Raw genomic sequence first — 13,166 nt, forward strand, 5'->3', positions numbered from 1 at the left:
TGTTCATTTATAACTTCCCCTATACAAAAAAGCTATCCACGTTTGGATAGCTCTTACATTTTTACTTAATTTACAGCAACCGATTGTTTTATTTTTTCTGCCATATCTAATAATTCCTTCGCATGCTTCTTTGTTAAATCTGTTATGTGAGTTCCAGATATCATCCGACCAATTTCTTTAATTTTATCAAGACTAGTTAGTTCATGAACAGTGGTTACCGTACGATCATCGTTCGTTTTCTTGGCAATATATATATGGGTATCAGCCATCGCTGCCACTTGTGGCAAGTGTGTAATACAAAGCACTTGAGAGGTGCTAGCAATTCGATATATCTTTTCAGCCATTGATTGGGCGACACGACCACTAACACCCGTATCAACCTCATCAAAAATTATCGAAGTTATACCTTGATGTTGAAAAAAAATACTTTTTAGCGCCAGCATGATTCTCGATAACTCTCCGCCTGACGCAATTTTAGAAAGTGGCTTTAACGGTTCACCTGGATTTGGGGATATAAAAAATTCAACCTTATCGATACCGTTCTCTAAAAATTCAAGCTGGTTTCCATTAAAATTGGTCATCCCATTTTCTCTTGTTTCCCCATTATTAAATTGAATATCGAAAACGGTTTTCGCCATATGAAGCTCCTGCAGTTCATTATGAATTGCTTTTATTAGTTGACTCGCGATTGCTTTACGAAGATTTGATAAGTTTTCTGCAGCAATTAACAGATTTTGATATGATTTTTCTAATTCCTTCTTTAACTTTTCTAGGTGAATATCACGATTATTAATTTTTTCAATTTCATCTTCGATTTTAGCCGCATATTCTAGAATGTCATCAATACTTTGTCCATATTTTCTCTTTAATAAACGAATTTCATTTAATCGTCCTTCGATAAAATCTAGACGATGGGGGTCAAATTCTAAATGTTCTAATTGATCTCGTAGTGAAGTGGCAGCCTCCTCTAATAAATAAAAGCTACTTGCAATATTTTCGTAAATTTCCTTCAAATTATCATTGAAGGTTGAAACATCCTGTAGATGATTCATCGCAAAACCAATAGAATCAACACCACGAAATTCTTCTGAAAGGGCTTCGTAGCTTTCGCGGACTGCTTTATGTATTTTTTCAAAATTCACTAGCTGAAGCTTTTCTTCCATTAATTGTTCCTCTTCACCGCTAGTTAATTTTGCATTGCTAATTTCTTCTATTTGAAATGTAATTAGATCTAAGCGATGAGCTAATTGCTGCTCATTTTCATTTAAACTCTTCAATTGCTTCCTTAAGTTCGAATACTCGGTATATAGGTTTTTATAGGTATGTAAAGCAGGCGCAATTTTCCCCTCATCAAATTGATCAATTAACGGTAAATGACGGTCAGCATTCATTAAATCTTGGTGTTCATGCTGTCCATGAATATCAACTAACGTTTTACCAATTTCACGAAGATTTCCGAGTGTGACTAACTTCCCATTAATACGACATACACTTTTACCAGTTGTTAAAATTTCACGATGAATCACAACCATTCCATCGATCGTCTCTATTCCTAATCGTTCAGCAGTTACAATACATGGATGTTTTTCATCATCTAATAGAAATAAACCTTGAATCTCGGCCTTATTACATCCATACCGAATAAATTCAGTTGATCCACGACCACCAGCTAATAAATGAATTGCATCAATAATAATTGATTTTCCTGCACCAGTTTCCCCAGTTAACACCGTTAGACCTTTTTGAAAAGAAATCGTTAACGATTCAATAATTGCAAAATTTTTAATAGACAGTTCTGCAAGCATTTTTTATCACACCTTTTTATCTCGTTCTTACAGCATATCGAGAAAACGATTTGAAATTTCTTCGGTATCCTCATTTGTGCGGCATATGATTAAAATCGTATCATCACCGCTGACAGTTCCTAAAATTTCATCCCAATCTAAGTGGTCAATTAATGCAGCTATTGCATTTGCATTGCCCGGAAGTGTCTTCATAACAATTAAATATCCTGCAGTGTCTATTTTTATAAAGGCATCCATAAGTGATCTTTTTAACTTTTGTAGTGGATTAAATCGTTGATCTGCAGGTAAACTGTATTTATAACGGCCATCTGCCATTGGCACTTTAACAAGATGTAACTCTTTTATGTCTCTTGAGACAGTTGCTTGTGTTATATTGAAACCAGCACGTTTCAATGTGTCTACTAATTCATCCTGTGTTTCAATGTCATTGTTTGCAATAATTTCTCTAATTTTTATATGTCGCTGTCCTTTATTCACTTTACCACCTCTTACCTACATACACTATAATAGCGATATGCAAATTATCCTTTTAATGTAGCATGTGCCTCATCAACTATGCTTTTAATATTGATCTCGGAGGTAGTCTGTTGATTTTCATGCCAATAAAGGTGTAATAAAAACTCAATATTGCCTTCTCCGCCTGTAATTGGAGAAAAGGATGCATCTTTAACTGTATACCCGATTGAACGAGCATAATCAATAATCTCTTCGACTACTTTTACATGTACTTTCCGATCACGAATTATTCCCTTTTTCCCGACCTCTTCCTTGCCAGCTTCAAATTGAGGCTTCACAAGGCTTACAATATCGCTTCCATTTACAAGCAATGTTTTTAAAACAGGTAGAATTAGTTTTAGGGATATAAACGATACATCAATTGTCGCAAAGTTAGGTAAACCGAATTGAAAATCTGAAGGAGTTACATAACGAAAATTAGTTCTTTCCATTACAACTACTCTTTCGTCTTGACGCAGCTTCCAAGCTAATTGGTTATATCCAACGTCTAAAGCATAAACAAGCTTTGCTCCATTTTGCAAAGAACAATCTGTAAATCCACCTGTTGATGCTCCAATATCGAGGACTATTTTTTCTTTAAGATTTATTTCAAAGCTATGGATCGCTTTTTCTAGCTTTAACCCACCTCTTGATACATATGGCATGATCTTTCCTTTAATCTCAAGCGGGGTGTCTATTTCGAGCTTTATTCCTGGTTTATCAACACGACCATCTGTTGTATAGACAAGTCCAGCCATGATAGCTCGCTTTGCTTTTTCCCTCGTTTCAATTAACCCTCTTTCAACTAATAAAATATCAACACGTTCCTTCTTTTTGCTCATTCCTTCAAGCCCTTTGCTGCTTTCTTAGTCTTTTATCATAAAGTGCCCGTACAGAATTCATAACCTCATCTGTTGTGATTCCAATTTCTTTTAATAAAGTCGAAACGCTACCATGTTCAATAAACTGATCTGGAATCCCAATTCTTGAAATAGATGCATCAAAGTATTCAAAATCATGGGCAAATTCCAATATTGAACTGCCGAAGCCACCTTGGAGAACGGCTTCCTCAATTGTAAGGATTGGCATGCCTATGCTTAAAATTTCATGAAGCATCTTTTCATCTAACGGTTTAATAAACCTTGCATTCACTACCTTAACACTGATTCCACTCTTTGCGAGTTGCTTTGCAGCTTCTAAAGCCATTTCAATCGTAGTACCAAAGGTAAGAATCGCAACATGGGTCCCTTCTTTTAATACTTCCCATGTCCCAATTGGGATTTCTGCTAATTGTTTATCCATTGGAACACCTAGACCATTTCCCCGAGGAAATCGTAAGGCGATAGGGCCATCATTATACTCTATAGCCGTATGAACCATATGTTGACCTTCATTTTCATCCTTAGGCATCATAATTACAATATTTGGGATATGCCTCAAAAAGGCAATATCATATATACCATGATGAGTTTCACCATCTGCACCAACTAAACCAGATCGATCTATTCCAAAAAACACATTTAAATTTTGGCGGCAAACATCATGAACCACTTGATCATAGCCACGCTGCAAAAATGTTGAATAAATCGCTACAAACGGTTTAAAATCTTGAGTAGCTAAGCCCGCTGCCATTGTAATCGCGTGTTGCTCGGCAATCCCAACATCGAAGAAACGATCTGGAAATTCTAAGGCAAAATCAACTAATTTTGATCCAACTGGCATAGCAGGAGTTATCGCAACTACTTTTTTATTCGTTCTTGCGATCCTTTGGACAGTATCACTAATTACTTTACTCCAGGCAGGAGCTGTATTGACAGGCTTAATTCCCTCCCCAGATTCAATTTTGTATGGGCCTACACCATGCCACTCTCCTGTTTTATCGAGTTCAGCTGGCTCGTATCCTTTTCCTTTTTTCGTAATAACATGGACTAGGACAGGACCTTTTGTCTTTCTTGCATAATGGAGATTATCAAATAATTCATTGAAATTATGACCATCAACAGGGCCTAAATATGTAAAGCCTAATTCTTCAAAAAACACACCAGATACAAGTAAATATTTTAATGAATCCTTTACTCGTTCAGCAGTCGCAGCAACTTTGCCGCCAATTGCAGGAATTTTCTTCATTAAATACTCTAGCTCGTCCTTCACCCATTGATATTTACCTGCTGTTCGAAGACGGCCTAATACAGTGTGCAAAGCCCCAACATTCGGAGCTATCGACATTTCATTATCATTTAAAATGACGATTATATCTTTTTTCTCATCTCCTATATGATTTAATGCTTCTAGTGCCATTCCACCCGTTAACGCACCATCACCAATAATCGGGACAATCTTCTCGTCCGTACCCTTTAAATCTCTAGCAATTGCCATCCCCATTGCTGCTGAAAGTGAAGTTGAACTATGACCTGTCTCCCAAACATCATGCTCTGATTCAATCATCTTTGGAAATCCAGATAATCCACGAAATTGCCGTAACGTATCAAAACCATCTGCTCGACCAGTTAAAATTTTATGTACATAGGATTGATGTCCAACGTCCCATAAAAATTTATCATAGGGACTGTCAAACACTTTATGTAATGCGATTGTTAATTCAACTACACCGAGATTTGGTCCTAAATGCCCCCCTGTTATTGAAAGCTTTTCTACCAAAAATTGTCTAATATTATTTGCAAGCACTTCCAATTCTTCATTCGTTAAGTTTTTTATTGCTTTTGGTTCCTTCAACGTTTCTAAATTCATAGAAACCCACTCACTTTCATTTCTGTTATTTACGCGTTGAATTTTTTCTACCTTTTTTTTCTTTTAAAATTTTTACTTTCAATTTATCTTCAACGAGATAAAATAATTGGCCAACTCGATAAATAATATCGGTAGAATAACGAATAGCAAATGATTTCCCTAACGCCTTGCCACCAACTGTTAAAGCGGCAACAACACTTGTAAATATTACCGATACTACGAATTGAAAGGCTGACTCTTCCCCATAACCAAAGCCGGTAGTTAATTGGATAATAACAATTGCTGAAGCTGTACCACTAACAATACCTGATATATCACCGATAACATCATTACAAAAACTCGCAAATCGATCAGCATGTCTTGTGATAAAAATTGCTTGTTTGGCTCCATGAACTTTCTTTGATGCCATTGCATGGAATGGGGTTTCATCAGCAGCCGTGGATGCAATTCCAAGCATATCAAAGAATATTCCAATCAAGACAATAACAAAGACGATTAGCATTCCTAATCCCCATTTTACACCACTAAGCAAAAACGTGGAAATAATTGAAAAAATAGCCGCTAACACAAATGTGATAACGGCAACACTTAAACCAAAACGTATCGATTTATGTAGCAATTGTTTCATTTATTTTCAACAATCTCCTTATAAATAAGGCTATCTTACTATTTCTTCTATACCAAATAAAAGTATGCCAAATTATAGTAGAGTGGTCATATAATGAGTAAAAACTGCGGCTTAGGTCCAGTAGGTTTTCCCAAGCAAGTACCAAGCGTTGCCACTTCGGCGGTTTCCCTTTAAACTCACCTTAGCCGTGTCACCAGCGACTAGACTGGATTACCACTTAGTCCGCACTATAATCCCCATTATATGTCACAATGGAACAGTCTAGGAGTTTTCCTCTACAGCCTTTAACCGGCTCCTAGCCTCTTTTGCAGAGCAGATTTCATATGACACGTTCATAAAGTTCGAGCGGCCTACTCGAGATCTTTAAGCTTTAACCATAATCCCCTCTAACTCCACTCAAGGCAGGCTACGCTGTTTGCGATACTTCCCAGCACGCAATCCAGGTTCATACCCCATCCCATAGGATTGAGTCGTGCTCTTATCCTACGCAAATGGGCCTCCGCGGAAGAAGGGTCAACGCCCACATGCCTTTGTGGATCGCCCTTCAACCTTAACTCCCAGCATCAACCCAAGGCTGGGCGCCTCAAGCCGACACAAGGAACTTCATCGATGTGCCCTTTAACGGATTTTTAGGCCCGTCTTCAAAGTCGGTAGACTGACTAGAATACTGCACCACCCAATATTACTACAATCATATCATAATCTAGATAATTGCTCAATGATCACGATTTACTATATAGTTAGTTATTTCCAAAAGAAGTTCACTATTTATATTTGCTTTTGATAAATATTGCTTAGCTTCATTCAAATGTTCTTCGCACTTTTCCTTAGCACCTGCTAATGTAAGTAACTTTGGATACGTACTTTTATGATTGTCTGTATCACTTCCGACCGGTTTACCAATTTGTTCCTCTGTCCCTTCCACATCAAGAATATCATCTTTAATTTGAAAGGCTAAACCTAAATGCTTTGCATATTGGCGAAGACTATTTAACTGCTCTAGAGATGCACCAGCAATGATCGCTCCAGCTTCGATTGGAAAGGATAACAGCTTTCCTGTCTTATGTTCATGGATATATTCCAATTCAGAAACGTCAAGGTTTTTATTTTCACCTAACAAATCAGCAACTTGCCCCCCAACCATTCCAGCAGGACCAGCAGCTTTTGCAAGCTTAGAAATCAGTTCAATTTTTATATTTGCTGGAAGATCCTCGCAATTAGCCATCACCTCAAAGCAATATGTTAATAACCCATCTCCAGCTAAGACAGCTATCGCCTCTCCAAATACTTTATGGTTAGTTGGGATACCTCTTCTTAAATCATCATCGTCCATGCTTGGTAAATCATCATGAATAAGCGAATATGTATGAATCATTTCTAGTGCAATGGCGACATCTAAACCGATTTTTTCACTTTTGTTAAATGCATTTAATGTTGCGAATAACAAAATAGGGCGGATTCGTTTCCCACCAGCTTTTAAGGAATAGGACATAGCTTCCTTAAGAATATCTGGAGCTGATAGCCTTTGGATATATGTTGGAAGCATATCATCAATCAACTGTTTTTTTTCAGTTAAATACCTTGAAAGAAGTTGATTCATTCCTCGCCAGCCTCCTCCATAAGAAAAGGCTTCATTTCCCCATCCTCTGCAAGTATTTGTTCCATTTGTTTTTCTACTGTTTGTAGCTTATCATGACAAACCTTCGAAAGACTCATCCCCTCCTGAAAATAGGCAATTGCTGCTTCTAAAGGAACATCGCCTGTTTCAAGCTTTTCCACAATCGATTCAAGTTTTTCCATCGCTTCTTCAAAGGTTAGCTTTTTCTCTTCACTCATTTTGTTGGCTCTCCTCCATTCCCCAAACTTGGCAATCTAGCTGACCATCGATTAACTGCACTTTAATCATTTCTCCTAGTTGGATTTGATTCACTGATTTCACTAATTTTTTTTCATCTGTATAAACAATGCTATAGCCTCTCTCCATTACACTCAACGGATTCAAAGCATTTAACTTTGTAAGTACGGTAGACATTTTTATTCGTTTTTCATTCATAATCATATTCATTGCCCGTTCGAACTCGTGCATTGTTCGATCAAACTGCTCCGTTGCTCTAGCTATTTGTGCAAAAGGATGGACTTGCTTTAGTCTTCGATTCATTTGAGTCCACTTGTCTTTCCTTGTATCAATATAATGCCCTGATTCTTTATTAAGCCGCTCAAACATACGATCTAATTCTTGTTCTTTTTGATTCAAAAGCTGCTTTGGATAACGAAACGCATACGATTTATAAAGATGAAGTAAATGCTTTTTTTCATTTTTTATTGTTTCTTTCATAGCTCTTACAAGTCTTATTCTTCTTGTTTGTACTCGATCAAGTAATTCCTCAATATGGGGAACCGCTAATTCCGCTGCCCCTGTCGGTGTTGGGGCGCGCATGTCAGCGACAAAGTCGCTAATCGTATAATCAGTTTCATGGCCAACAGCAGAAATAATTGGGATTTGCGATGAAAAAATTGCCCTTGCTACGATTTCTTCGTTAAATGGCCATAAATCTTCAATTGAACCACCACCACGCCCTGAAATGAGTACATCAAATCCACCAATTAAGTTTGCTCGTTCAATTGCTTTTACTATCGATAGAGCAGCATGATCCCCTTGTACTAATACCGGAAATATTGTAACCTGTGCAATTGGATAACGTCTTTTGATCGTCGTTAAGATATCTCGTATTGCTGCACCGGTTGGAGATGTGATCACACCAATATGCTCAGGATATTTTGGAATTGGTTTTTTCCTGTCTTGGGAAAATAGCCCTTCCGTTTCCAACTTTTTTTTCAGCTCTTCATACGCTAAATAAAGACTACCGATTCCATCCGGCTGCATTTCTTTGACGTATATTTGGTATTGACCGTATGATTCATAAATCGTTACCTCGCCCCTAATAAGCACTTTCATGCCGTCCTCAGGCTTAAACTTTATGTAGCGGTTATCACTAGCAAACATCACAGCTTGAATCCTTGCGTTTTCATCCTTTAATGTGAAATACATGTGCCCGCGGCTATGCCACTTAAAATTTGAAAGTTCGCCTTTTATCCATACTTCTTGGAGATGCGGATCTGTATCAAATTTTCGCTTTAAATAACGTGTTAAAGCTGTGACCGTTAAAAACTTTTGCTCGGTCATGAACAAACACCTTGCGATTGTTTTGCTGCTTCGATTGTATTATGCATAAGCATTGTAATCGTCAACGGACCTACTCCACCTGGAACAGGAGTAATGAAACTTGCAACATCCTTTGCTTCATCAAAAATCACATCACCACAAAGTTTGCCAGTTGGTAGACGGTTTACACCGACATCAATAACAACAGCACCTTCTTTAATGTATTCCTTACCGATAAAGTTAGCTCTGCCAACAGCAACTATTAAAATATCAGCTTGCTTTGTTATTTCTTTTAGATTTTTTGTCTTCGAATGGCAATATGTAACGGTTGCATTTTCATTTAAAAATAATTGACCAACAGGTTTACCGACAATATTACTGCGTCCGATAACAACGACATGCTTTCCTTCGATTTCGATGTTTTGAAGCTGCACCATTTTTAATACACCATACGGAGTACAGGAAATAAGCGCTTTTTGACCTGTCATCATTCTCCCAACATTTATCGGATGAAAGCCATCAACATCTTTCTCAGGTAATATCCTTTCTATTACTTTTTTTTCATCAATATGACTTGGCAATGGTAGTTGCACTAAAATCCCGTGAATGGAATCATCTTCGTTTAATTGATCAATCTCACTTAATAGCTGTTCTTCTGTTAAACTAGCTGGATGCTCAATTGCCTTATTATAAATCCCTATCTCTTCACATGCTTTTTTCTTACCTTTAACATAGGAATGAGAGGCTGGATCATCTCCAACTAAAATGACTGCCAACCCTGGTGTTAATCCTTGTTTTTTTAAATTATTTACCTCTTCCTTCATTTTCTCTCTTAAATCATTCGCAATTTCTTTACCACTTATAATTTTTGCTGCCACACTTTTTCCCCCTGAAAAATATTTATTGTATTTTGTTTTTTATTTTAGACAACACGCTATTTATAAACTTACTTGATTCTTCATCACCAAAATCTTTCGCTAATTCAATTGCTTCATTTATTGAAACACTATACGGGATATCCTCTAAAAATATCATTTCATACGTTGCCATTCTTAAAAGAGCACGGTCAACATTCCCTAAACGATTAAGCGACCATTTTTCGAGATTTTCACTAATCAACTTGTCAATTCGTTCAAGGTTGGTCATCGTTCCAATAACCAAGTCTTCTAAAAAAGGATCTGATTTATCTTCTTCTAGAGCAAAACGTATTGCTTCACTTGGTTCAATTTGACTTCGATCAATTTGAAATAATGATTGCAATGCTTTTTCTCTAGCTTTTCTTCTTTTCATTGAATGACATCCTTTCAAAATCTTATTCCCTTAAAATTTCTAAAAAAATACAGTATGAATATAGTTTACACTATATTTATCATTCACAATAATCATTGGTATGTATAACAAGATCATACCACAAAGTTATTAGAAAGACACGGCATGAAGCCAATAACAGCAATTGAAGATGTCCTTTCTTAATTTCTTAAACAATCAACGATCAAATAAAAATTCTGATTTTACAATAAATTAAGTATAAAGAAAAGAAGCTGCCCATTACGTCATTAATTATGACTTTTGGACAGCCGCCTTTACATTATAATATTATTGTTTACTCTGCTAGCCCTTCATTTTCATCCTTTTGTTCGAACTGAACGCCAACAACATGGATATTTATCTCATTTACTTCGAGAGCTGTCATGTTATACAAGGCTTGACGGATATTATCTTGAATCTTTTTAGCAACATCTGGTATAGATACACCAAACTTCATGACAACATAAACATCAATCTCAATACCATCTTCACCAAGCTCTACCTTTACACCTTTTCCATGATGCTTTCTTCCAAGCTTTTCAACAACACCAGTAGCAAAGTTTCCTCGCATTGAAGCAACCCCATCAACCTCTGCTGAAGCAATTCCAGCAATGACTTCGATTACTTCTGGAGCAATTTCTACTTTTCCAAGACCTGTAGAGTGCTCAGTCATATCTATTACTTGATTTTCAGACATGCAAACATCTCCTTCCAACAATCTTTTCTTAAGTATTACTTTTTCTCAGTTAAATCATACTTTTCAAGAAATTTTGTGTTAAAATCACCTGACACAAATTTCTCGTGATTTAATAATCGTAGATGGAAAGGAATCGTTGTGTCAATACCTTCAATCACAAATTCACTTAAAGCACGCTTCATCCGAGCTATCGCCTCTTCGCGAGTATCACCGTAACAAATTAATTTTGCAACCATTGAATCGTAAAATGGCGGGATTTTGTAACCCGGATAAACAGCTGAGTCAATGCGAACACCGAAGCCACCAGGAGGTAAATACATTTTGACTTCTCCCGGAGAAGGCATGAAGTTTTTATCTGGGTTTTCAGCGTTAATGCGGCATTCAATTGCCCAGCCTTCAAATTTTACATCTTCTTGTTTAATCGTTAACTCTTCACCTGAGGCGATACGAATCATCCATTTAATCAAATCAACACCCGTCACTAACTCTGTTACTGGATGTTCCACTTGAATACGTGTATTCATCTCCATGAAGTAAAATTGCTTATTGTTATAATCATAAATGAATTCAACCGTACCTGCACCTGAATAATTAACTGCTTGAGCAGCCTTAACAGCAGCCTCACCCATTTCTGCTCGTGTTTTTTCATCAATAGCAGGTGAAGGTGTTTCTTCTAAAAGCTTTTGCATCCGGCGTTGGACAGTACAGTCACGTTCACCTAAATGAATAACGTTACCGTGATTGTCAGCTAAAACTTGAATTTCTACATGACGGAAATCTTCAATGAATTTTTCAAGATAAATACCAGGATTCCCGAAAGCAGCAGCAGCTTCTTTTTGCGTAACATTGATACCCTTAATGAGCTCCTCTTCATCACGAGCAACTCGGATACCTTTACCGCCACCACCAGCAGTTGCCTTAATAATAACTGGATATCCACCAATTACTTCCTCTACAACCTTTTTGGCCTCTTCAATACTCTCAACAATTCCTGTTGAACCAGGAACTACAGGAACACCTGCTTGTCTCATTGTTTCACGAGCTACATCCTTTGTTCCCATTTTCGTGATTGCTTCAGGGCTAGGACCTACCCAAGTGACATTGCTATCACGGCAAAGCTCAGCAAAATCAGCATTTTCAGCTAAAAATCCATAACCTGGATGGATCGCATCTGTATTTGTAAGCTTTGCAACAGTAATTAGATTTGTTTTATTTAAATAGCTATCTTTGGATGCGACAGGCCCAATGCAATACGCCTCATCAGCTAATTGAACATGAAGAGCATCTTTATCCCCTTCAGAATAAACAGCAACAGTTTCAACACCAAGCTCTTTACATGCTCGGATAATTCGAACAGCTATTTCGCCTCTATTTGCTATCAGTAGTTTTTTAATCACGCCAGCACCCCCTATTCCGCTTTAACAAGAAATAGCGGTTGGCCATATTCAACTAGCTGGCCGTTTTTTACTAATACTTCAACAATTTCTCCTTCTACTTCTGCTTCAATTTCATTAAACAGCTTCATCGCTTCTACGATACAAACAACAGAGTTTGCTTTTACTTTATCGCCAACTTTAACATAATCTGCCTCTTCTGGTGATGGTGCTGCATAAAATGTACCTACCATTGGTGATACGATCTTATGTAGGTTAGCATCATCCACGTTTGCACTTACCTCTTTAACCTCAACAGGCGCTGCTTCCACTTTTACTTCAGCCTTCGGCGCACTTTGAGTCACTTGAGGTGCAGCTTGAACTGGAGGTACTGCTACTGGTGCTTGTACAACTTCTGGAACAACTGCACTCACACTCACACCATTATTTTTCTTTAGTTTAACTTTACAACCATCTTCCTCGTAAGTTAATTCATTCACACTTGATTGATCCATTAAGCGAATGAGTTCTCTGATTTCTTGAATTTTTAACACTAATACTACACTCCTTTACCCCTGCTCATTTGATTTTTTATTTACAAATATTAAATGTATAACGGAAAATAATTTTTAATTTCCCCATTATATATTTACATATATACACTATACGATAATCTTTATTTTAAATTCAACAATATATTTTTAGATTCATAATTTTTTGACATTTTTTTTAGTATAAAAACAATATTTTGTAACAAGAAAAAATTGTCAATCAATATGAAAGCGGACTAACAAATGTTAGTCCGCTGAACGGGCACTTTCGCTTTTCTTTGTCTAGCTGCAGTGCCCAGCAACTTCTAGACTTCCTTCTCCTCTGTACGATAAGTCAACATCGATTCACTTCGCTCATCGTGTTTCCTTTATCTCCTACGGCTCAGTCCAGTCATTTC

General features: G+C 37.1%; 13 protein-coding genes. All 13 read right to left on the reverse strand.

The genetic code is table 11. The annotated features are described in order from the left end of the window. Positions 1-65: 65 nt before the first annotated feature. Positions 66-1,805 (reverse strand): DNA repair protein RecN, encoded by a 1,740-nt coding sequence (recN, locus tag D612_RS0111945; protein WP_017755716.1) that lies wholly within the window; start codon positions 1,803-1,805, stop codon positions 66-68. Between the two features lie 27 nt (positions 1,806-1,832). Beyond that, positions 1,833-2,282, reverse strand: coding sequence for a transcriptional regulator AhrC/ArgR (ahrC, locus tag D612_RS0111950; protein WP_017755717.1), 450 nt, complete (start codon positions 2,280-2,282; stop codon positions 1,833-1,835). A gap of 44 nt (positions 2,283-2,326) precedes the next feature. Further along, positions 2,327-3,142 carry a TlyA family RNA methyltransferase gene (locus D612_RS0111955; protein WP_017755718.1) on the reverse strand — a complete coding sequence of 272 codons (816 nt, stop codon included), beginning with the start codon at positions 3,140-3,142 and terminating at the stop codon, positions 2,327-2,329. Between the two features lie 4 nt (positions 3,143-3,146). Next, positions 3,147-5,048 carry a 1-deoxy-D-xylulose-5-phosphate synthase gene (dxs, locus tag D612_RS0111960; protein ID WP_017755719.1) on the reverse strand — a complete coding sequence of 634 codons (1,902 nt, stop codon included), beginning with the start codon at positions 5,046-5,048 and terminating at the stop codon, positions 3,147-3,149. Positions 5,049-5,073: 25 nt separating this feature from the next. After that, positions 5,074-5,676, reverse strand: coding sequence for a hypothetical protein (locus tag D612_RS0111965; protein WP_017755720.1), 603 nt, complete (start codon positions 5,674-5,676; stop codon positions 5,074-5,076). A gap of 715 nt (positions 5,677-6,391) precedes the next feature. After that, on the reverse strand, positions 6,392-7,276 hold the full coding sequence (locus D612_RS0111970) for a polyprenyl synthetase family protein (RefSeq protein WP_017755721.1): 885 nt from the start codon (positions 7,274-7,276) through the stop codon (positions 6,392-6,394). Then, on the reverse strand, positions 7,273-7,512 hold the full coding sequence (locus D612_RS0111975) for an exodeoxyribonuclease VII small subunit (RefSeq protein ID WP_017755722.1): 240 nt from the start codon (positions 7,510-7,512) through the stop codon (positions 7,273-7,275). The genes D612_RS0111970 and D612_RS0111975 overlap by 4 nt, the downstream gene beginning before the upstream one ends. Beyond that, positions 7,505-8,860 (reverse strand): exodeoxyribonuclease VII large subunit, encoded by a 1,356-nt coding sequence (gene xseA, locus D612_RS0111980; protein ID WP_017755723.1) that lies wholly within the window; start codon positions 8,858-8,860, stop codon positions 7,505-7,507. The genes D612_RS0111975 and xseA overlap by 8 nt, the downstream gene beginning before the upstream one ends. Further along, positions 8,857-9,717 carry a bifunctional methylenetetrahydrofolate dehydrogenase/methenyltetrahydrofolate cyclohydrolase FolD gene (gene folD, locus D612_RS0111985; protein ID WP_017755724.1) on the reverse strand — a complete coding sequence of 287 codons (861 nt, stop codon included), beginning with the start codon at positions 9,715-9,717 and terminating at the stop codon, positions 8,857-8,859. The genes xseA and folD overlap by 4 nt, the downstream gene beginning before the upstream one ends. Positions 9,718-9,739: 22 nt before the next feature. After that, positions 9,740-10,129: a transcription antitermination factor NusB gene (gene nusB / locus D612_RS0111990; protein ID WP_017755725.1), complete on the reverse strand. Its 390-nt coding sequence runs from the start codon at positions 10,127-10,129 to the stop codon at positions 9,740-9,742. Positions 10,130-10,442: 313 nt separating this feature from the next. Beyond that, the gene (locus D612_RS0111995) at positions 10,443-10,844 is read right to left on the reverse strand and encodes an Asp23/Gls24 family envelope stress response protein (RefSeq protein ID WP_017755726.1); all 402 of its coding nucleotides are present in this window, start codon (positions 10,842-10,844) and stop codon (positions 10,443-10,445) included. A 35-nt stretch (positions 10,845-10,879) separates the two neighbouring features. After that, on the reverse strand, positions 10,880-12,241 hold the full coding sequence (gene accC / locus D612_RS0112000; protein ID WP_017755727.1) for an acetyl-CoA carboxylase biotin carboxylase subunit: 1,362 nt from the start codon (positions 12,239-12,241) through the stop codon (positions 10,880-10,882). 11 nt (positions 12,242-12,252) lie between these two features. Then, positions 12,253-12,771, reverse strand: coding sequence for an acetyl-CoA carboxylase biotin carboxyl carrier protein (gene accB / locus D612_RS0112005; RefSeq protein ID WP_017755728.1), 519 nt, complete (start codon positions 12,769-12,771; stop codon positions 12,253-12,255). Positions 12,772-13,166 lie beyond the last annotated feature (395 nt).

It is taken from the genome of Calidifontibacillus oryziterrae, assembly GCF_000331575.1.
Classification (GTDB): domain Bacteria; phylum Bacillota; class Bacilli; order Bacillales; family Bacillaceae_J; genus Calidifontibacillus_A; species Calidifontibacillus_A oryziterrae.